Source organism: Paenibacillus auburnensis, assembly GCF_927798115.1.
Classification (GTDB): domain Bacteria; phylum Bacillota; class Bacilli; order Paenibacillales; family Paenibacillaceae; genus Paenibacillus_AQ; species Paenibacillus_AQ auburnensis.
The window spans coordinates 1,879,355-1,898,929 of record NZ_CAKMMG010000001.1 but is presented as its reverse complement, the minus strand read 5'-3'; the positions used below and the strand labels follow the sequence as shown (position 1 = coordinate 1,898,929).

Here is a 19,575-nt window from a genome sequence, read left to right as displayed (position 1 = left end):
TTGCATTATAAGGTGCCGCTAACAACCTTGCCAAACTCCGATATGTATTGCGCCATCCTCGCGCGCATTTCATCCCTCAAGACCTCGCGGGCTATCGCGTATACTTCCGCCTGTGATTTACCTTTACGCGTAAATTCAACGTGAATCAATCCATTAAGTTCGGCTGTGCGGGTAATCCGTAAACCAGCGCGGCTAAGTGCTAAGCGGTTCTCGCCCAGGTCGTTCGTCATTTTACGTAGAAGGAACGTGCCGGATGCACTGTAGGCCCGGTTGAGTACGTTGGGCGCGTCACCAAGCTCGTCAATACTGCGCTGAACGGCAGATGTGAGCTGCGGAAATAGTATGTAATCGCGTAATAATGCGTTTTCCTCGTTGATATGGTTGTTCATCGTAGAACCCTCCGTAACAAGAACGTATGTACGTATTATATGCGCCTAAACTATTCTTATGCAATGGAGAATTATTGGTTTTCACCTCGCTTTAATAAAAAAAGCCAGGCTGCGGAGTAATACCGGTTGGCCTGGTGCATTGGTTGTTCTATTAGGGTTGATCTAGCCCCGCTAGATCCTTCCGAGTATTAGCGGTAGGGTACGCCATAGAACGCCCAATTTAACGCAATTCCCCCGCAGTAAGAACGCGCGCATTCATCCCGTCCAATAACGTCGCTAACCTCTTACGCCGGTACTCGCTGACCGTAACGTATAGAATCTCCGGGAACGCTCCGTTCTTAGCCTGCCAGCGTCCACTATCGCGGATCTCACGGTACAGCGCTATCTTACGTTCGTTTTGCGACATGGCTTGCGTCACATCAACCTCAAGAAACGTAAAGCCGCCGGGCCTACCGTAGAGCGCGTCCGCTATGATTTCCTTGCCGTCCATTTTAATTTTATATTCTTCTCGCCATTGTTCTGGTCTATATGCGATATATACTTCATTTCGAATGATCGCATGCTGTACGTGTAAGGTACGCCTCCGCTGCACTTGGCTGCCGATTTCCTTGCGACCTTTCGCGCTTAAATACCACACCGTTTCACCTTCGCGAAATGACGATAGCAGCTCGCCCATATCGTTCAGTATGCGCGTGGTATTACGCCGGCCACCGAGGTTATGGAGCCGCTGTATCTGCGAAGTAGTGAGGTAGCCGAAGCGGTCACAGCTCGATAAAATTTCGATCCAGCGAGAAACTTTCGCCTGCGTCCGGTTTACTGTCAGAGACATAACGTATAGCCTCCTTAATTTCCTTCATAGGCAATTCCGCGATCAACTTCCGTGCATTTTCCACCGTTAAATATGGTGCTTGCAATGTCTCATCATACGCCGTCTGAAATATAAGGCGCCCTGGTACGTCCGGTAACTCTTCCGCGCTTGTATTATCGAGGATAATGCGGCTCTGCGTACCGTCACGCGTACGAAAACAGATCGACGCGGCTATATTTGTTTTAATCAGACCGTCTATGATATCCGCCGATGGACGCTGCGTAGCTAGTAAGATAAGCACGCCGGCCGCCCGGCCTTTAGCGGATAAGCGCGTAAGTATCGACTTAATCTCGCCCTTTAGCTTGCTGTCCGGATCACCGGCGCGTGTTTTAAAGTCCGCAAGCTCGTCGACGACGAATATCGCTTTCTTACCGGCCCATTTCTGCGAACCATTGGCAGCCATTACTTCGTAGCGCCGTAACATCTCGCATTCAACCGAGGCGAGGACGGTCCGAACGTCCTGCAGCGTAGTCGCAAAGCCCTTAACGCTCGCCAGTTTACGAAAGATATCGAGCTCAACTCCGCCTTTTAAATCGCACAGATACATATCCGGCGCAGGTCCGGTAACCAGCGTTGTAATGATCGCGCGCAGCATAACTGACTTGCCTCCGCCGCTGATGCCGCCGATAAGCAAATGCGGATACGGTCCGTCAAAGTCGTAATAGCGCAATTCCCCACGCCTGGTAATGCCAATAAGCACACGGTACGATTCTCGCTCTGGCGGCTGGCTGTACGGGACTTCGGCCGGCATCTCTGCTGTAAATATGTCGATGATAAGCCCGTCATTATAGCGGATTTCTACGTCGTTCGGATCAACGCGGAGTGCTTCGGCGAGCGCTTGTTTCTGATCGATGACCTTCTGCGACGATAGGCCGACCGGTAAGCCGACGAGTAGCCTCTTGCCCCAGGGATGCGCGTACTGTGCATTTATCGACGGCAGAGCGACCTCATCCCCGTACGTTACCATCAGCCCGAGCCTCTTGCAGACCGAGAGGAAGGATTTACCTAAATCAAAAGAAAAAGAAAAAGAGAGAGAAGAGAACAAAGATACAACAGACCCAATCAATAACCCAAATCCAATCTCAATCATTATGGAGGCCTCCTTGCAAAACATAAGGTTCTTCCGAGCTGGCGGAAGGCTAGCGTACAAGCCTAATCCCGCGCAGCCACCGCAATCTTAGCGTTCCGATATAACGTTCGCCTGGCGCATATTAAACGGAGGAATAATCGGTATAAATGGGGAGGGGTTTAATTCGTCGGCGATCGGTAATTTTTCGGAATGTTATCTGGAAGGGTAGGCGAAATAGTCGCGCCCATTAGCCGAGCAGCGCCAGCATCGCGCGCACATATTCGATCGCAATTAGCCCGCCTGCAGCGAGTAAGAACATGCGGCCAAACCGCCGAGCAGCTAACGCACCGTTCGTATTGCCGGCCATACGGCAGCGCTTTTCAACCAATACCGAGCCGATCGAGATAATACCGATAAGTCCATACGTAATCATGATTTTAACCTCCTTCGGAATGTTCCGTTAATGGTTATAGCGTATGATCTTGAATTAGTCGATATTCTACAAAAGTTAATCTACTGGAGATTTATTTCTGCAGGCAAATAAAAAAGACCACGTCTCATGTGGTCCTTACTCTCCATACTTATATTCAATTACTTCATGCACATCAACGTGTCTACCGATCATTCCTGAAAGTGTTATAAGCACCTTTTCAAGAGTTTCTAATTCAATGCGTTTAGTTTTGTTATCACACATCTCATAAATTAAGTTCGGGCGGACTTTTGCTTCGCGAGCTAAAGCGTTTTTAGAGATATCATTATCTTCTAATAAGTTAATTAATTTGAAATTAAACGCCACGTGGGCTCACCTCTTAAATATCATTATACAAAAGTAAAACATAATATGGAATAGCCTATTGACGATTATCGACTGCAGGTATATACTGACAATAGTTAATCGACTGTAGGTAATAAAATATAGACAAGCCATAGGAGGTTTTAAAAATGCCAAATTTAATTACGATCGCATCCGCTACTATAGAAGTTCCCTCGTACCCTTCCCGCACAACTGCCGCCGGACGAATTGCTTCCCGTAATCGCCGAGCAGCTATCAAGAAAATGTTATGGCCCTTCGCTAAATCTTTCGTCGTTTTACTCGGTTTGTTCGTGAAAGAGGTATTCCTATAAACAGCCGCCTGATGAACGCAAATGCGTCTTGGACCGGCTGCGGGGCCGGTTGAAACGGATAGCTCACGTGTGAGCCGTCCGTCGCGGATTACCGCGCAATACTAAATAGCTATTACGGGAGGTTTCACTATGACCACGTTTGAAGTTTCATTTTACCGCCGCCCTCACCTCGATCGTCATTTCGTCGTAACGCACCAATCAGAACAGATCGCAGTACCCGCCGATTTCTTCTTCGGTATTCTCCCTGACGTTGATATGTTTGCAACAACCGGCTTCACTTCCATTACCACCGAGCAATTCGAACAATTCGGTTTCACCGTACCGACCGACCGCATTAAGTATTTCCGCGCAGTTGACCGCTCACTCTATTTCGTCCACCTTCCGCGCACTAAGCAGAACCTCGCCATATCCCGCGCCGCTCTCGTTAAGATTACCGGAATATCCGGATTAGCGGACGTAGGTATTACTCCGCCGCTCTCAGCTTCGCAGCTTTCCGATATCGGATTTATTGTTCCGCCAGTCGAAACGGAGGCGACCGTATATGAGTACGCCGTATCAGCCTAAACCGGTTAGACTTCTGTGGGAAGCGGAGCCGGACAGCGGATGGACGGACGACTATTTCGACGGGCTTCTCGTGCGCGATAATGGTGCGCTGTACATCTACGAGGGTAATCCTTGGCTTGCGCTTGTTGAACCGACGGAAACCGACGGCCTGTACCGCATCGACGGCCCGGACCTGCAGTTGATATCGAAGAAACCGCTTAAAGAAATCTTCCGGATGCTCAGCGGAATGTCTGCGCTGGATTTCCTTCTGAAAGTGATGCCGGACGTTATGCTGCCGGACGAAATGCCAATCTAATACTCGGAGGTTACCTATGTACTATCCACGTAAAGAAAAGCTGTACACACGCACACGCCACGCGATCCTAATCCGAGCGCAGAATGGGGAGCTCGTACGCCTCAATACTAGCGCCGGGCTCCGCTGTGTGCGTTTGGGATGAGCGTTCTAACTTCGATGAAACTTAGAGGCGCGCCAACGCCGTATGTGGAGAAGACTGTTTAACCGGCCGCCATCGTTACAGCGTTGACAGCCGATACGATTTACTTCCGTGTCCTGCGGTTGCAAACGTAGGAGTCGCCACGCGGAACGCTTTGCCGAAGTGCCACACGCCAATGTGGACCGCTACTCTTCGGATAACAACGTAGGAAGCGCCAACTTCTTGCGGATCACTTACGGACGACTTCGCTTATCGGGCGGTGGGGTCGTCCGTTCCTTATGTATAGTAATACGCACGTTTGTTCGCACGGTTTCAATTAATTTCGCCGACTCTCCGTTTTTATTGCGGAAAGTGTGCGAACAGCTAGTGAGGTGCATTGAAGTGTATGTAAGGCGATGCGCCGACGGAAAAAGTTTTCGCCATTGGTGCGGGAGTAATTCGTAGACACCTATATTATTGTACAAGGGGCTGTCCCAATCCGCGAAGTTTCTGTCCCTATATACAGTAAGCGGCTGTCCCAATTCCGAAGTTCTATGTCCTTATATATTAAGGACAGGGTAGTTGTCCCAATCCGTGAAAATATTGTCCGTATGTATGTGTGCGGATCACTTGAGGACGGCGACTTTATTAATATAGCGAGTGTACATTCCGCGATCGGCATCCGTCATATTTAATATCCGGAGAGTGTGTCAGCAGACCCGACCGCTGTAGATAATACCGTAAATGGTGCGGGAGGTCGAAGTCATTGCGGATATTTTTACGTAATGGTGCGGGAAACCTCGCAGACTACGAGTATATAAGTAGGCGGAATATTTCACCGCTGAGTGTAGGTTCTGCGAGTGGCATGCGTTATATCAATCGTAAGATTATTTTTCGCAAAGTGTGCGAAACGGTATCGAGCTGCGTTGAAGTAGGTAGACAGCGACAGAGTCGCTTTAACTATAAGCAAAATCAAAACGAAAAGGGAGACGATTTAATGAAAAAACCACCAGTAGTAAACGACGCGAAGGTAGTATGTCCTATAAGTTGGTCAAACATGGCGATAGTCGACTTCACCCTTGAGGGTGAGACTGAAATGTTCGGTATGAGATTTTACACTTACGATCGTCAAGAGGTTAGCGCACTCGTTTATTTTCACCCATACCTAAATAAGTACATTGATTCCGACGATGATACGGCCGAACTTATGCCCCAAATTATGAAAATACTCGAAAGCAAAGGTGAATCTCTTTTCGAACCTGGGGGGCCTTGGAGTAAACCCCTAAACTAAAAGCTGTGAGGATGTAGGTTATGAGTCCGGTCAATAATATTATCTTTCCGCCCAGCCCTTTCGGGGAGTCGACGTTCACACTCGGACAAACAGCGCTGGCGCTCGGCTGGGATGAGCGTACGATGCGCGAGTTCCTGTACAGGCGTAAGGTGCTGCGCAAGCGCGGCCTGCCGTTACAGCGTTTCATACCGCATTACTTCGTTATTCACGAGTTTGAAGTGACAGAGACGCCGGATCTGCCGTTCAAAGTGCGTTATACGGGTGTTACGCCGGACGGAATCGCATTGATACGGAGAGTACGAGATGGGGCTGATGTGAATGCGCGCGGGGATGACGGAGAAATACGAGTAATGGCCGACCAGTTAATACCGACAAGGCTGCCTTACGCCGCTTAGTCGTTTATATAAATCCATTATCATTAGGGAGGGTACTCATGGAACAGTTAACGAAGGTGTTTACGTATGAGTCTGCGGAAGTGAGAACGGTAATGGTCGAAGGAGAACCGTGGTTCGTTGCGAAGGACGTCTGCGCGGTACTGGGAATAGCGAATAACCGCGACGCGCTCGGTAGGTTGGATGATGACGAAAAGGGTGTAGCTTCAACCGACACCCTTGGCGGAGTGCAATCGCTACAGACGGTAAACGAGTCCGGACTATACTCGCTTATCCTCGGTAGTCGCAAACCGGAAGCACGCGCATTCAAACGCTGGATCACTCACGATGTCATTCCGTCGATCCGCAAAACGGGGATGTACGCGACTGACGCGCTGCTTGACGATCCGGACTTGCTGCTTAAAACGGTAACACGGTTAGCGGAGGAACGACGCGGCCGGTTATTGGCGGAAGCACAGGTCGCAGCCCAGGCGCCAAAGGTTGAAGCGTTCGATACGTTCATTGACGCGGATGGGACGATGACGGTCGATCAAGTGGCGAAGTTGCTCGGCATGAAACCGAGAGTGCTGCGTGATACATTGAGAGCCCGTAAGTTGATTCGCCGAGATGGGCTCCCTTATCAGCAGTTCACTCCACGCTATTTCGATGTTGTACCATATGTGTCGCCGTGGGGTGTTGCTAAGCCTTACGCTCGCGTAACAACGGAAGGCGTCGCGTATATTGAGAGATTGCTCGCGGGCAAGGTTGAGCCGGAAGCCTACTCGACGGATAACGTAATCACATTTGAACCCCGTCGACCTTCCTCGATAACGCTTAATTTAAATCTGAACGCGTAGATTGAAAGAGGCGCTCTTAGAATTAAAGGCGCCTCTTTTATTAACAAACGGAGGTGGATTACGGATGGACTTTCGCCAAGCAGTGGCCGCGTATCAAGCGGACGGCGACCGTGCTATTATCCAGCAAATACTCGCATACATGCGCGATCGTTCGGAATCTAGGGCGGTTATGCCAGGAGATGATGCCTCGGTCTACGTGGCGATTCGCGCAAATAATATCATAGCTTCCGAACGGTCAGCGCTTGAGTACGAGCCGGCAGCCCTATCAGACTACCGAGATTCTATATATGCTGCGCTGAGTATCGATATCTTTGCGGGTACTGATCTCTCTGAGCTGCGAACGTATGCCGCCGAAGTCCGCAGGTTCTTGGGCGCAAATGAATACGAAGCACTGGCCCACGCTATTGAACGACACCTAGCGTATAAAAACCACGAGTATTACGTTATTATTCCCGCGCTCGAACACGCATTGACCCATGCGGACACATCGCATAGTGAGCGGGAAGTCGTTCGGTATGTAAACCGCGCGTTTCAAACGGAGTATATCCGACTGCTTACTACACTGAACGGTACGGTCCGCTTAGGACGACGTGATGAGCACGGCCGTTACCACAACGTATATGTCACTCCGGACAAGCCGGACGCCTGGCGCATAGTATTGGGCCGTGCTGTTACTCCGGAGGTTTTGCCCGACCTACTCCGGAAACTGACAGCCAAGCAGCGCGATTATGTGGAACGTGCGTATACCGTGGCCGCTGCGGATATTGAAGCCGGCGATCTCAGTCAGTACAAAGTGAGTGAGGACGGGGTGTACCGACTAAAAACGCGCTATATGGCCGGGAAATTAGGCGTAGAGGAAAGTAATCTAGGAAAATGTTTTGCGAATATACGCGGACGTGTCACTGATTTTATTCCGACTATTGCATATTAAGGTAATTGTAAAGCTGAGAGGCCGGGTTGGCCTACTAAAACAAAAGGGGAAATGACAAATGCATGCAGTAGCTTATAATGTCCCAAGCAACAGCTCAAACGAGAGTCTATCCGGAAATCTTAGCGATGTTTGGAACGGTGGTTATTTCTGGCGTGACCTCTTTAAGAGAGGCGTGGATAATCGGCTACTCCTAGTTCATGCCGTAGATCGCTTGACTACGGTTGCGTTGCAGATGGCAGAGAGACGTACGGCACTTAACGACTTGGCCGGCTATTACGCACATATAACGGGTGATGAGATTCCACAGGATCAGCGGCAACGATTAAACGCATGGGTATCGGCCGGCTACGACCTGCAGGATTCGTCAATCAAGTCCGAGCAGGAGCTTCGGCTACAGCGTGACCGTGAGCGCCCAATTGAAGATCGTCAGGATATTCCGATCGGTAACAATCCTTGTGCAATCAATGGCCGACGAAAAGGATCGATGCTTATCGCGAGTGGTGCGGACTATGAGTGAGCACTACGTTGTCACTTCTCAGCGCGTGGCCGGGCATCTTATGACGCTCGGCTTCGTCCTGAAAGGGATCGGAAGCAACCGCAAATTTCCCGAACGGAACGTGTTTTTCTTCAATAATACCGAGTATTTACAACGCGCCATTACTGTTTTCAATGAAAGCAGAGCCGCAGTTAGAACAAAAACAAACGAATAGGAGCGATAAACTAATGTCATTTGAGATTAAAGCCCCTTCAAAGGCCGCGTTATCCCTATTGTCGAAACTCGATGCCTACACACACCCTGTAAGTTATGCTGTTTGCTCTAATCCGAATGCGGAGATGGGGCAAGATGACATAGAATTTATGACCAAGAAAGACATCGCCAAGCAGGTGGGGCGCAGCATCGGGCATATAAGAACGCTTCTTAACGAGCTGTGTAAGGCGGGCTTGATCGCTTATGTATACATCGGTCAGTTTACGCGGATATTTGTTAACCCAATTGAGCATCCGGTTAGCGAGAAAGAGCCGAGTAAATTTACGGCATCTATGTTTTTAGCGAACCTAGCAGCCGCTAAGAAGGAGGCCGGCGTATGAGTGATTCCGCTAAGCCGCTGCCTAATGATAAGCGTACGCTACTAGACGGGGCAGCCGGCTATGAAACGTATAATAGAGAGCTTGTCCGTAAGGTGTTCCCGCGAATCATAACCGAAGCATACGACGAGGTGTTTGCGGGGGCAAAACGTAAGCCGGAGATACGCGATATTGTTGCGCTGTACTTTCTTCTGCAATCGTATATTGACGGGAACCACACGCGTGCAGACGGTACACATAATGACCGTTTCGGCGCGTGTTTCCTTTCGTATGAAGCGATTATGGACGCGCTGCGTATCGATAGGCCTCGCGTTAAGCTTTTAGCGGATATCCTTGATACTAACGGGATTATACGGACTGCGAGCCACTACGAGGGAACACGGCGCTTTAAGTGGTACTTTCCGTCATACTGCCCGCGTATTACAGAGGACGGGTATATTGTGGACGAGGACGGAGTAGTTATCATGCCGGACTTGTCCGTGTATAAACCGAGACGCCGCACGAAAGAAGACGCTGCTTGAGGGTACATAAATTGCCTTAGTGTGCGCAGGACACACTACCAGTAGTGTGCGCAGGACGCATTACTGTTAGTACGCCCTAGACACACGGTAAAGATAGAAAGTAGTAAGAGAGAAAGATGTAAGAGAGAAACAAAACATTACCGCATCGGATTAATTCGCTACGCTCATGAATCCTCGCGGGACAATAGGATTAATAGATTATTCGCGCATAAAAATAGTTTCGAGGGAACGGTAGTGACTGAGATAGGTTTTGCAAAGGACTGAACTCTTACCTATTCATGATGATTAATCAAAGAAGAATCTCATGTAGGCAAAGACAAGGAATAGCGCGGATCTAAATAAACGTAGTTTACTTCGTATGTATAGCGCTATATATCGAATCTATTAAGCGCTAGTATCACGTTAAGTATCGATATACGCAACGCATTTTTAAGCGCTGTTCTTACGCTTTGCCCGAGCGTATGAGTAGCGCTATTTATTTGCGCTTTCTACCGTTAGATATACGTTAATATAGGCGCTAAAGTGGCGCTTAAGCATAAAGACAAGGACGCGCTCTTGAGGCGCTAATATACGGAGGGGATTACGGTATAATGGCTAACACACTATCAGCGGAACAGTTAATCGCGATCGACTGGTTAGCGCAACCAAAGAAGGGCGGCAAGACGTACGAGGAGATCGCAGAGTTATGCGGTGTTACTGCGCGAACGCTTGAGAACTGGCGTAAGAACGCAATGTTTGACGCAGAGTTCAGGCGCGCACTGCGACGTAATAACGACGTAAGGTTACCGGAGTTACTCCAGTCATTAGCGGACATTGCCATACGAGATGGTAACGCAGCAATGGCAAAGCTTGCGCTACAGGTTGGCGGGGTACTGACAGAGAGTATCGAGGTAACGAACAAGGACGGAGAAGGAACGGACATCGAAGCGTTGAGGCTGCGGGTAGCATCGTTGTCACAGCGTCAATCCGAAACGAGCGAGTAGTCGCGCTATTATATGAAGGAAGACGCAGCGATGACTGCGGAAACCTTCGGATTAGGCGCGAATTACCTGCACGGCTGGCCGGGCGCGTGGCCCTTCGGAATTTTTTGGAATGGCGAAAAAGGTACGCATTATCTACGTACCCTACGTCTTCTACAGCTTGAACCCTTCGAGAGACTCGTCGATCTCGTCTTGACGGATGCCTATGTAACGCTTCGTTATGGATGGCGCAGAGTGATTGAATATCTCTTGTAGCGCGGCTACGTCCTTATTGCGCTTGTAGTGGTGATAACCGAATGTCTTGCGCATTGTATGCGTTCCGATGTCCGTACGGTCGATCATCTCGCCAGCCTTTACGAGCGCTCTATACGCCTGTGTCGGCGTGATATGACCGTTGCCTTTACGGGAAGGGAACAGCCAGTCTTCCGGGCTCATACCGCGCGTATACTCGGTGATTTCCGGCTGTATTGCCCTAAGGTTAACATTGCGAACCTTGCCGCTCTTTTGCTCAACGATTCGCACGTGCGTCTTGTCTTTGACATCCGCGACCTTGAGCGTGACTATATCAGATACGCGAAGGCCGGTGTTTATCCCGAAGACAAACATAAATAGATTACGCTCGCCGCACCATCGACGGAGTGAATGCTTCATGTCTTCGATTTCTTCGCGAGTTCTAAGCGGTTGAACATCGTATATAGCTTTCTTTTCGCCCATTTTAGCACGCTCTTTTCATATGTAATAGTACATTGAATGTACGATTACGTTATCATAAAGCAAGCATACCACGTAAACCTAGTAAAATCAACGTTTTGAATGTACGAAAACATACAAAATCATACATTCGAGAGTGGGTATAGGGTATACCCCCCAAGGCCCCACGTCAGGAGGGCGCTTTCTGGCGTTCAGAAAATCCGCGTATCAAAATAACGTTTGGACTTACGGAGGTGCTTCGCATGGGAACGAAGTCAGAGTGGCGCATGGCCGCGTTTATCTTCGGTGCCGGTATTGTAGCGATATTGGCCGTACCGATTGCGTTTATAGCTACGATTGCTTACGTAATTTTACCGTAGAATCACCGTTGATTTAGCCCGCGTAAGCCTCGACTGGTATAAGCGCAGGGGTCGCGGTAGAAAGGTGCTAATATGACGGTCAAAATCAAGTAGACGAAAGGAGGTGGTATCTATCGCATGGGTTAACGGGAAGTGGATCACACGAGAAGCGCGTGCGGAGATACTGTCTCCTTATCGCGAGATATACGAAACTGTTCGGCGTGCTGACTTCGATTGGGGTAGCGTTACCGAGACCGAGGCTGCGGAGATTGATCGTGCAGTGAGCGAGTATGAGCGGTTGGAACGAATACAGCGGTGCGAAACTTCGTTGCTAGATTTCGCGCTCGAATATTTCTCAGAAGCGCGCAATCCCGGCAATGACGGTAATTGGGACGGATTTGATATCGTGGACATATCGGAAGCGCCCGAGTTTCACCGTGAAATAGCCGCGCTAATGGACGATGTCAGCAACGTACACACAAACGATAAGGTAGCGGAGGCAGCGCCACGATCTCACGCGAAATCAACGTATTTATCGAAGGCGTTCCCGTTGCGTGAAATATGTTATCGTAAGCGCCGGTATGTGATAACGATATCCGAGACGCCAGCGGTATCGAGCGCGAATCTCGACTGGATATCGCTGCAGCTAAAGAGTAACGAAAAGCTACGGGCGGATTTCGGTCCGTTGCTGTCGCCGAAACAGCAGGAGAATCCGAAGGATAATTCATCCGAGTTTATCGCATGGGAACCGCGTGATGATGGTACAAAACGATTACTCGCGAAAGTCGAAGCGGCATCGACCGGTCAGGCACTACGCGGACGTAACTGGAACGGTGTGCGTCCGGACTTAATTATCTGCGATGACCTCGAAGATATAAAGAGTAACGCGGCCACCCCGGAACTCCGCAAGAAACTAAAGGACTGGTTTGCACAGACGGTCGTACCTCTCGGTGATCCGCGCGGGAAGAAAACGGCGTTTGTCTACATGGGAACGACGGTCCATCACGAAGCGCTGCTGGTTGACGTGCTGTACAACCGGTCGGACTTCAAATCGCGAGTCTATCGCGCGGTCATCGAATGGCCTGAGCGTATGGACCTGTGGGAGGTGTGCCGGCTCATATATAAAGACCCAGACCGGCCAAAAGAGGAGCGCGTTAAGGAAGCGCGAGCCCTTTACGAACTCAATCGCGAGGAAATGGATCGTGGCTGCGTTGTACTGTGGCCGGAAGCCCAGCCGATTTGGAAGCTGATGACGTGGAAATGGGATAACGGAAGCAAGGCGTTCAATACGGAGTATATGAATAATCCGGTCGATGAGGAGTCGATGATCTTCAATCCGGAGTCATTTACGTACTGGGATAACGCGCCGATTCGCGAGTTACTGACGCAGTATCCGCGCCCGACTGACGTATTTGATATTTACATGGGCGTTGACTTCGCGATGGGGAAAACGCGCGGAGACTACAGCGCTATTGTGACGATTGCGCGCCATAAACAAACCGGAACAAAATACGTTATCGATGCGTTCGGCGAACGGATAAAGCCGGACGCTTTTTTGCGTGTAATCGTAGAAAAGGCGCTGCGATATCAACCGAATGCGATCGCGGCCGAGGCGCAGGCAGCGCAAGAGTTCTTCGTTATGCAGCTAAAGGACGCGCTCAAGGCCGCCGGCTATCCGTCTCATACCCGCGTTAAGGAAATACATCAGCGGTCGCGGAAGGGATTGCGTATCGAGGCGCTCATGCCGGCGATTGAAAGCGGAGAGATACAGTTTTCGCGGAGACATGCGCTATTGCTTGAGCAATTCGAAATGTACCCGTCCGGTACTCACGATGACTTACCGGACGCGCTTGAGATGGCGGTTAGTATTGCGAAGAACGGGCGGAAGAAAGTGCGGAATAAGCCCCCATGGGCTTAGTTAAATCTTCAAGAACTTCTCAAGTCCGTTTCTCACCTGAGTCGCCAGGAAGTTTTCAAGCTCATCGCCCTGTTCGATAGCTTCGATAGCGTCTTGTCCATAAATACTGAACTCGTATCTCCCTATCCGAACCTCCCACACGTTAGGCTGAATTTCTTCATTGCGAGACAGGTGAACCGGGATATCTCTTTCGACTAATCTTTGCAGAAGATTGCTTAAAACTCCGTGGATAGTATCTTGTAAAGCTACTCCTTTCTGTTGCTTAATCTCCAGTTTGTTAAGGATCTCTCGAATATCGGACTCAAATGACATGAAAGTACCTCCTAAATTTTGTATAGGTAAATAGTATCATAAATGATAGGAATCAACCATATACGAGGTGATTAAAATAGGTAAATTATTCGCAACAGGCGAGTACTATCCGCCACCGCGCGACATACAGCGTCTGGCCCGTTATAAACGTGGCCGCACGATATTCGACGGACGCCATCCGGAAATCTATGAACGCGCATCATCGCTGTTGAAAGATACGCCACATGCAGCGCAGCTCAAGACGCTATTTATCGCGGTTAACCTCATGGACATCCTGCTGACGAAGCCGGCGGATTTACTGACCGGCGAGCCCCCGACTTACGAGGCCGGAACAGGCGCAGGATCACGCGAACAGGAGCGCCTCGACTCGATCGTAGAAGAAAACGACTTAACGCAAATGGTCCACGAAATGGTTATCGGCGGAGGCTATCGCGGTGACTCGTTTATTAAAGTCCGTTACGGAACGCGAGCCGACGTCAGCGAAACGGAAGCGCTCGGATTGCCCGCGCCGGATACAGCGCTGGAACCAATCATCGAGTCCGTACGCGCGGATATCGTATTTCCGGAGTTATCGACGGGCTCGCGTAAGAAGTTCAAAGCGATTAACGTCGCGTGGGTAGATTGGGTAGAGGAGCCCGGCGGAAAAGTTGTCCGCTGGATAACGGGGCGGACGGAATCATACGTACCATACCTCGTAGTCGAGCGGCATATTCCCGGTTATATCATCCATGAACGCTATAAGCTGACGGAGTCCGGCGTTAACAGCGAGTGGGGCGTGCCGATCTCAACGTATCTAATCGGCGATAAGATCACGACGGGACTCTCGGAGGATGTCGAGGCGACCGGTACCGCTACGCTACTTGTTCATCACATTCCGTACAAGAGCGTTGATGACCGCTGGGAAGGCATTAACGGAGTCGAGAAGCTGGAAAGCGTATTGAGCGCGATTAATGAACGCCTGGCGCAGATTGATTATATCTTGTGGAAGCACAGCGATCCGTGGATGTACGGTCCGGAAGACATCGGAGACGACGAAAGTACCGCGAACACACTACGCGGAGGCGGCCGCTATATTCCGGTCAGCAAGGATGACCACGAGCCCGGCTATATGACGTGGGAAGGACAGTTAAATTCCGCGTTTACGGAGCTAGACGTGCTTCTCGGCCTCGTATATCAAATGTCGGAAACGCCGCAGTGGTTGTTCGGCACAACGCTCGCCTCGGATAAGGGCGGCACCGGTACGTCACATACGGACAGCGGCGCAATCAAGGCGCGGTTCATGCCGATCCTGGCGAAAGTCAATCGGATACGCGCGCATGTTGACCGCGCCTTACGGGATGCAATTTGGACCGCGATGCAGCTCGAAAACTACGCAAATGACGGCGTAAGTGACTTCGAAAAGTACACGCCGGTTTATCCGCGTATATCGTGGAGAGACGGCGTTCCGATCGATGAAAAAGAAGCCGCAGAAGTGGCGCAGATTCGGACGGGCGGCAAAGCGACGATATCCGTTCACGACGCAATCAAGACGCTCGACGGCGTTGACGACGCGGTGGCCGAGGAGATTATACGTAGAATTGACGCAGATGAAGCGCGGACAACGGGAACGGTCGAGTCGACGGTGTTTAACGAATGACGGCACTGATTCCGGAGCCCGTTTACGATTACGACGTCGCAATTCTCGTCCGCGCATATAAGTCCGCAATATCCGCAATATCTGGCGAACTCTCACGCTTAGATTTAACCGCAATGTCTCGCGCTAATGCGAAATCCGCACTCGCCGAGGTTGCGGTTATTTTGCGTTCTCTCAACGACGAGTCGGCCGCGTGGGTCGAGCGTTACATTCCGAAGGCTGCGACGGACGGTATCGCGCGTACCATCGTAGCGCTTGGCGCGGCGGATACGCTTGAGGACGCGGAGAAGATCGCGAAGTTTAACCGGATTAATCGCGAATTCGTTGCGTCGGCAGTCGCGGATACACAGGCGGATTTGCTCGCGGTTACACAGAACGTTGACCGCCGCGTTAAGCAAGCGATCCGCCAGGTAACCGCAGATTCAATGCGCGCTAATCTTACGCGGGGGATCAACGGTAACCGTACGCTAAATGCGGACATTCTGCAGCGGATGCGTAAGACGCTCGGCAGCGCGGTTGATACCGGGATTGTGGATAGCGCGGGCCGGCGCTGGCGTCCGGAAGTCTACGTTGAAATGGTCACGCGGACAAAAATGGCGGCCACGAACCGAGAGTCTACCGTTAATGAAGCGGTCGGCCGTGGAGCTTATTACGGTGTGATTTCGAGGCATAACGCGATCGATAAGTGTCGCGGCTACGAGGGGATGATTGTTAAGCTGACGCCGGACGCTCCGGGGGATTACCGGTAGATTGGCGATTTACCGCGCAACGAGATATTTCATCCTAACTGTAAACATTTGGTAACTGCTATACGCGATCCGAAGTTATTGGAGCAATAGGCTCCGCGTCCAGACGTGAATTGACGCGATAAACTTTACGGTTTGCCATACGATAGCCGACGGGCTCAAAACGGACGGAGGACTTACGATGGAAACCGAAATTAAACGTAACACTGTCTCACGATACCCGATGAATCTGCAGCACTTTGCGGAAGGCGACCCCGATCCGGACCCGAACCCTAATCCGGACCCAACGCCACCCCCGCCAGACAAGACGTTCACGCAAGCGGATCTAGACCGCATTGTTGCCGACCGTCTCGCACGCGATCGCAAAGGCCGCGAAGATTACGACGATATCAAGACGAAGCTGACCGCGCTTGAACAGGCGGAGGCTGACCGCAAGAAAGCGGAGATGACCGCAGCCGAACGTTTGGAAGCGGAGAAGGCCGAAGCGCTGAAAAAGGCGCAGGAAGCGGAGGAACGTAGCCAGGCACGCGAGACAGCCGCTAATCAACGCATTATTAACGCAGAATTCCGAACATTGGCGCGTGAGGCTAACGTACCCGTCGATCGGATTGCTGCAGCGGTAAAATTGGCGGATTTGAGTGCGGTAACAGTCGACGAAGAAGGTAACGCAATCGGCGTTAAGGAAGCGGTCGAAGCGCTGGTGGCTGCGAATGGTTACCTCGTTGAAAAGACGCAACCGAAGTCAGTCGGAGGAGCAAGCGGGGGTAACGCTGACCCGACGGATAAGACGAAGGAACAACTGCTTAAAGAAGCCGCTGAGAAAGCGCGCAAGTCAGGGAAACCGGAAGATCGCGCGGCTTACTCAGCGCTCAAGCTACAGCTCGAAAAATAATAACCACGTTTACTAAGGCGGCCCAATATGGGTGGCCTTTTTGTTTTGACCAAAAACTAGGGGGAAATTTTAAATGACTAAAATTTACACAGCCGATATGGTCGGTAAAAAGTATTCTGTAGTTGACGAGCTTCTTTTGCTTAACCCTCACGCGACACCGATGCTGAATCTGCTCGGTTTTAGTGACCCAGTTACACAGACTACACACCAGTGGTTTGAGGATGAACTGTTTGGTGATGATTCCATCGTTAACGGTGCTAAGCTGGTCAGCGATACTACTATCGTTGCTGCCAACGTTGAGCCTTTCCGTGTCGGCCACGTTGTAAAAATCGGCGATGAGCTGCTGTATGTCTCCGCAATCAATACCGGAACCAAGACGCTGACTGTAGCGCGCGGATATGCCGGAACTACCGCGGCCGCAATCACAGACGGCGCTAAGATCGAAGTTCAATTCGTAGAAGGTACGGAAGGTGCAGATGCGCGCGCAGCACGTTACAAAGCGCGTACACCGCAGTTCAACTACACGCAAATCTTCGACGATTCTATCGAAGTTACCGGTACCGCAGAAGCCGTTACTCAATACGGAATCGGTGATCTGTACGAATACGAGAAGCAGAAGAAACAGCTCGAACTTGCGCTGCAACTCGAAAAGGCCGTCATCGGCGGTATCGGATACCAAAGCGGTAACGTTCGCCAGATGAAAGGTCTTCGGAGCTTCGTTCAGACTAACGTTACAAACGCAGCCGGCGCCGCACTGACCGCTGATATGATTAACAACGCAGCTCAGTCGATCTACGAAAAAGGCGGATTTGCATCTGGCGGTAACTACTGCCTGTGCGTAAGCGCGAAACAAAAACGCGCACTGTCCGCAGTCGATGCGAATAAGATCCTGCTGACACGCGGCGAAAATACTCGCGGTCAAGTCGTAGATAAATTCGTAACTGACTTCGGCCAGTTCGATATCACGCTGAACAACAACCTGGACGCCGGCGAAATGTTCATCTGCGATACTAACCGCATGAAGATTCGTCCGCTGCAAGGACGCGAGTTCTTCCACAAATACCTCGGCGAACAAGGCGACTACACTCGAGGTATCATCGTCGGTGAGTATACGTTCGAACTCGAACAGGAAAAAGCGTTCGCACGCATCAAGAACCTGGCGTAAATATAGCCGCAAATACAACGGAGCCTGCTGACGTGGGCTCCCGTTTGTAACGGAGGTAAACGATGACAAAATACACGTCAAGATACACGGAACTCGCGTTCTACGTTGGCGGTCAGGAACGCAAGTTTTCTGGCGGCCAATACGTAGCGACATCCGCAGACGAGATCGCGGTACTCGACCGCTTGGAGGACGCGATTAAAACGGAGGAACCGCAAGCTGTCGCGGAGGTAAAAGAGGACGCTAGCCCTCAGAAGCCCGCGCCTAAACCGCGTAAAACCTCCGCTAAATAAACGGAGGTGAGCGCATGGCAATTACGGTAGAAGACGCAACAACGTATATCAACGCGAATTGTATCAACGTTGACGATTGGACGGACGCTGATGACGCCAAAAAACTACGGATAGTTAACGTGGCAGGACGGACGCTGACGGCCAAATACGCTCAATACACGATACCGGACGCGGCGGTTTACGAATATGCGAACGCGCTGGCAATCGCTTTTAACGATACGAACGCGCTGCAGCAACAAGGTGTCGCGAGCTTCGGGATTTCCGGCGTCGCTAATTTTACGTTTAAGGACGGAATGAAAACGGGCTTGGATGCGCTGATTCCTGACGTCGTTTATACGTTAATTGGCGCGGAGAATGGCGTTAAGCTCAGCAAGCGCGCAGTTAAGTGGGTGACGATGTAATGGCGCTGATACCGCTGAACCAAACGGTGACAATTACGCCGCCTGGCGGATTCGATCCGGATTATAATACGCCGATACCGGGCGTACCCTATGCGCTGAAATGCCGTTTTAGCGAGGGCGTTAAGCTCGTACGTAATCAATACGGAGCCGAAGTCGTTAGCGTCGGCACGTTCTATTTCGATAAGCTCGCGGACATATCGCTTAATGACAGCCTCACGTACACTAACGAATTATCAGCGGAGACAACGTACACGCCAATCGCAATAAGCGTAAAACGGGCGCTCAACGGTAAGCCGCTAATAACGGAGGTGGACGTATAATGTCGCTGACATTAGCGGATATAAACGCGGCTGTCCGGCTGGCAATGCCGGGAATCACCGTAGTCGGCAACGATTTTATAACGGGTAATCCGGACGATTGCGCATATGTACGGATAACGGGCGGCGGCCCTCCTAGCGAATGGTCATCCGTTGCTTATCCGGCCTTTCAAGTCGTCATACGCTCGAAATTGGCAGCGACGGCAGAGGCGAAAGGTAACGCGCTGATCGCGGCGCTTCACGGTAAGACCGAGTTTATGCTCGGAAGTACGCGCGTAGTTAAGTGCCTGGCGGATCAGTCTACGCCGTGGTATCTCGGACCTGACGAGAGCGCACGCGCACTATACTCCGTCAATTTTACGTTAACAACATCACTATAACGCAGGG

Annotated in this window: 27 protein-coding genes and 1 pseudogene; 21 read left to right on the top strand and 7 right to left on the bottom strand. The window is 50.9% G+C overall.

Annotation, left to right across the window (positions count from 1 at the left end; all coding sequences use genetic code 11):
- Nucleotides 1-5 precede the first annotated feature (5 nt).
- The 5 genes from L6H70_RS08910 to L6H70_RS08890 all read right to left on the bottom strand — a co-directional run bounded on the left by L6H70_RS08910 (nucleotide 6) and on the right by L6H70_RS08890 (nucleotide 3,122).
- The gene (locus L6H70_RS08910) at nucleotides 6-389 is read right to left on the bottom strand and encodes a YhjD family protein (RefSeq protein WP_236331987.1); all 384 of its coding nucleotides are present in this window, start codon (nucleotides 387-389) and stop codon (nucleotides 6-8) included.
- Between the two features lie 220 nt (nucleotides 390-609).
- Nucleotides 610-1,218 (bottom strand): replication-relaxation family protein, encoded by a 609-nt coding sequence (locus L6H70_RS08905; RefSeq protein ID WP_236331985.1) that lies wholly within the window; start codon nucleotides 1,216-1,218, stop codon nucleotides 610-612.
- Nucleotides 1,151-2,347 (bottom strand): FtsK/SpoIIIE domain-containing protein, encoded by a 1,197-nt coding sequence (locus tag L6H70_RS08900; RefSeq protein ID WP_236331983.1) that lies wholly within the window; start codon nucleotides 2,345-2,347, stop codon nucleotides 1,151-1,153. The genes L6H70_RS08905 and L6H70_RS08900 overlap by 68 nt, the downstream gene beginning before the upstream one ends.
- Nucleotides 2,348-2,573: 226 nt before the next feature.
- Nucleotides 2,574-2,759 carry a hypothetical protein gene (locus L6H70_RS08895; RefSeq protein WP_236331981.1) on the bottom strand — a complete coding sequence of 62 codons (186 nt, stop codon included), beginning with the start codon at nucleotides 2,757-2,759 and terminating at the stop codon, nucleotides 2,574-2,576.
- A gap of 135 nt (nucleotides 2,760-2,894) precedes the next feature.
- Nucleotides 2,895-3,122 (bottom strand): helix-turn-helix domain-containing protein, encoded by a 228-nt coding sequence (locus tag L6H70_RS08890; protein ID WP_236331979.1) that lies wholly within the window; start codon nucleotides 3,120-3,122, stop codon nucleotides 2,895-2,897.
- A 458-nt stretch (nucleotides 3,123-3,580) separates the two neighbouring features.
- On the opposite strand from L6H70_RS08890, the gene L6H70_RS08885 reads away from it, so the two are divergent.
- The 12 genes and pseudogenes from L6H70_RS08885 (at nucleotide 3,581) to L6H70_RS08830 (ending at nucleotide 10,468) form a co-directional block, all read left to right on the top strand.
- Nucleotides 3,581-4,015: a hypothetical protein gene (locus tag L6H70_RS08885; RefSeq protein ID WP_236331977.1), complete on the top strand. Its 435-nt coding sequence runs from the start codon at nucleotides 3,581-3,583 to the stop codon at nucleotides 4,013-4,015.
- Nucleotides 3,993-4,310 carry a hypothetical protein gene (locus L6H70_RS08880; protein ID WP_236331975.1) on the top strand — a complete coding sequence of 106 codons (318 nt, stop codon included), beginning with the start codon at nucleotides 3,993-3,995 and terminating at the stop codon, nucleotides 4,308-4,310. Before L6H70_RS08885 ends, L6H70_RS08880 begins: the two co-directional genes overlap by 23 nt.
- Nucleotides 4,311-5,425: 1,115 nt before the next feature.
- Nucleotides 5,426-5,719: a hypothetical protein gene (locus L6H70_RS08875; RefSeq protein WP_236331973.1), complete on the top strand. Its 294-nt coding sequence runs from the start codon at nucleotides 5,426-5,428 to the stop codon at nucleotides 5,717-5,719.
- Between the two features lie 20 nt (nucleotides 5,720-5,739).
- Nucleotides 5,740-6,114 carry a hypothetical protein gene (locus L6H70_RS08870; protein WP_236331971.1) on the top strand — a complete coding sequence of 125 codons (375 nt, stop codon included), beginning with the start codon at nucleotides 5,740-5,742 and terminating at the stop codon, nucleotides 6,112-6,114.
- Nucleotides 6,115-6,152: 38 nt separating this feature from the next.
- A complete protein-coding gene (locus L6H70_RS08865) occupies nucleotides 6,153-6,947 on the top strand; it encodes a BRO family protein (RefSeq protein WP_236331969.1) in 795 nt (264 codons plus the stop codon).
- Nucleotides 6,948-7,011: 64 nt separating this feature from the next.
- Nucleotides 7,012-7,878, top strand: a complete 867-nt coding sequence (locus tag L6H70_RS08860) for a tubulin gamma complex associated family protein (protein ID WP_236331966.1) — start codon at nucleotides 7,012-7,014, stop codon at nucleotides 7,876-7,878.
- Nucleotides 7,879-7,936: 58 nt separating this feature from the next.
- Nucleotides 7,937-8,395 (top strand): hypothetical protein, encoded by a 459-nt coding sequence (locus tag L6H70_RS08855; RefSeq protein ID WP_236331964.1) that lies wholly within the window; start codon nucleotides 7,937-7,939, stop codon nucleotides 8,393-8,395.
- The gene (locus L6H70_RS08850; RefSeq protein WP_236331962.1) at nucleotides 8,388-8,588 is read left to right on the top strand and encodes a DUF5659 domain-containing protein; all 201 of its coding nucleotides are present in this window, start codon (nucleotides 8,388-8,390) and stop codon (nucleotides 8,586-8,588) included. Before L6H70_RS08855 ends, L6H70_RS08850 begins: the two co-directional genes overlap by 8 nt.
- Before the next feature lie 13 nt (nucleotides 8,589-8,601).
- Nucleotides 8,602-8,967 carry a winged helix-turn-helix domain-containing protein gene (locus tag L6H70_RS08845; protein WP_236331960.1) on the top strand — a complete coding sequence of 122 codons (366 nt, stop codon included), beginning with the start codon at nucleotides 8,602-8,604 and terminating at the stop codon, nucleotides 8,965-8,967.
- Nucleotides 8,964-9,485, top strand: a complete 522-nt coding sequence (locus L6H70_RS08840) for a hypothetical protein (protein ID WP_236331958.1) — start codon at nucleotides 8,964-8,966, stop codon at nucleotides 9,483-9,485. Before L6H70_RS08845 ends, L6H70_RS08840 begins: the two co-directional genes overlap by 4 nt.
- Nucleotides 9,486-10,075: 590 nt before the next feature.
- Nucleotides 10,076-10,201: pseudogene (locus tag L6H70_RS08835) on the top strand (hypothetical protein); the annotation flags it as partial.
- Between the two features lie 123 nt (nucleotides 10,202-10,324).
- Nucleotides 10,325-10,468, top strand: a complete 144-nt coding sequence (locus tag L6H70_RS08830) for a hypothetical protein (RefSeq protein WP_236333274.1) — start codon at nucleotides 10,325-10,327, stop codon at nucleotides 10,466-10,468.
- Nucleotides 10,469-10,618: 150 nt separating this feature from the next.
- On the opposite strand, the gene L6H70_RS08825 is transcribed toward L6H70_RS08830, so the two are convergent.
- Nucleotides 10,619-11,116, bottom strand: coding sequence for a tyrosine-type recombinase/integrase (locus L6H70_RS08825; protein WP_423802813.1), 498 nt, complete (start codon nucleotides 11,114-11,116; stop codon nucleotides 10,619-10,621).
- An 852-nt stretch (nucleotides 11,117-11,968) separates the two neighbouring features.
- Here L6H70_RS08825 and terL point away from each other — a divergent pair.
- Complete coding sequence (gene terL, locus L6H70_RS08820; protein WP_236333206.1) at nucleotides 11,969-13,432, top strand: phage terminase large subunit; 1,464 nt, start codon at nucleotides 11,969-11,971, stop codon at nucleotides 13,430-13,432.
- Here terL and L6H70_RS08815 read toward each other — a convergent pair whose 3' ends face one another.
- Nucleotides 13,433-13,744 carry a hypothetical protein gene (locus L6H70_RS08815; protein ID WP_236331954.1) on the bottom strand — a complete coding sequence of 104 codons (312 nt, stop codon included), beginning with the start codon at nucleotides 13,742-13,744 and terminating at the stop codon, nucleotides 13,433-13,435.
- 67 nt (nucleotides 13,745-13,811) lie between these two features.
- On the opposite strand from L6H70_RS08815, the gene L6H70_RS08810 reads away from it, so the two are divergent.
- The 8 genes from L6H70_RS08810 to L6H70_RS08775 all read left to right on the top strand — a co-directional run bounded on the left by L6H70_RS08810 (nucleotide 13,812) and on the right by L6H70_RS08775 (nucleotide 19,568).
- A complete protein-coding gene (locus L6H70_RS08810; protein ID WP_236331952.1) occupies nucleotides 13,812-15,380 on the top strand; it encodes a phage portal protein in 1,569 nt (522 codons plus the stop codon).
- A gap of 113 nt (nucleotides 15,381-15,493) precedes the next feature.
- Nucleotides 15,494-16,126 carry a phage minor capsid protein gene (locus tag L6H70_RS08805; RefSeq protein ID WP_341482713.1) on the top strand — a complete coding sequence of 211 codons (633 nt, stop codon included), beginning with the start codon at nucleotides 15,494-15,496 and terminating at the stop codon, nucleotides 16,124-16,126.
- A gap of 178 nt (nucleotides 16,127-16,304) precedes the next feature.
- On the top strand, nucleotides 16,305-17,015 hold the full coding sequence (locus L6H70_RS08800) for a phage scaffolding protein (protein ID WP_236331950.1): 711 nt from the start codon (nucleotides 16,305-16,307) through the stop codon (nucleotides 17,013-17,015).
- Nucleotides 17,016-17,088: 73 nt separating this feature from the next.
- Nucleotides 17,089-18,180: an SU10 major capsid protein gene (locus tag L6H70_RS08795; protein WP_236331948.1), complete on the top strand. Its 1,092-nt coding sequence runs from the start codon at nucleotides 17,089-17,091 to the stop codon at nucleotides 18,178-18,180.
- 62 nt (nucleotides 18,181-18,242) lie between these two features.
- Nucleotides 18,243-18,470 (top strand): hypothetical protein, encoded by a 228-nt coding sequence (locus L6H70_RS08790; protein ID WP_236331946.1) that lies wholly within the window; start codon nucleotides 18,243-18,245, stop codon nucleotides 18,468-18,470.
- 14 nt (nucleotides 18,471-18,484) lie between these two features.
- Nucleotides 18,485-18,871 (top strand): hypothetical protein, encoded by a 387-nt coding sequence (locus L6H70_RS08785; RefSeq protein ID WP_236331944.1) that lies wholly within the window; start codon nucleotides 18,485-18,487, stop codon nucleotides 18,869-18,871.
- The gene (locus L6H70_RS08780; protein WP_236331942.1) at nucleotides 18,856-19,191 is read left to right on the top strand and encodes a hypothetical protein; all 336 of its coding nucleotides are present in this window, start codon (nucleotides 18,856-18,858) and stop codon (nucleotides 19,189-19,191) included. Before L6H70_RS08785 ends, L6H70_RS08780 begins: the two co-directional genes overlap by 16 nt.
- A complete protein-coding gene (locus L6H70_RS08775; protein ID WP_236331941.1) occupies nucleotides 19,191-19,568 on the top strand; it encodes a minor capsid protein in 378 nt (125 codons plus the stop codon). Before L6H70_RS08780 ends, L6H70_RS08775 begins: the two co-directional genes overlap by 1 nt.
- The last annotated feature ends 7 nt before the right edge of the window (nucleotides 19,569-19,575 follow it).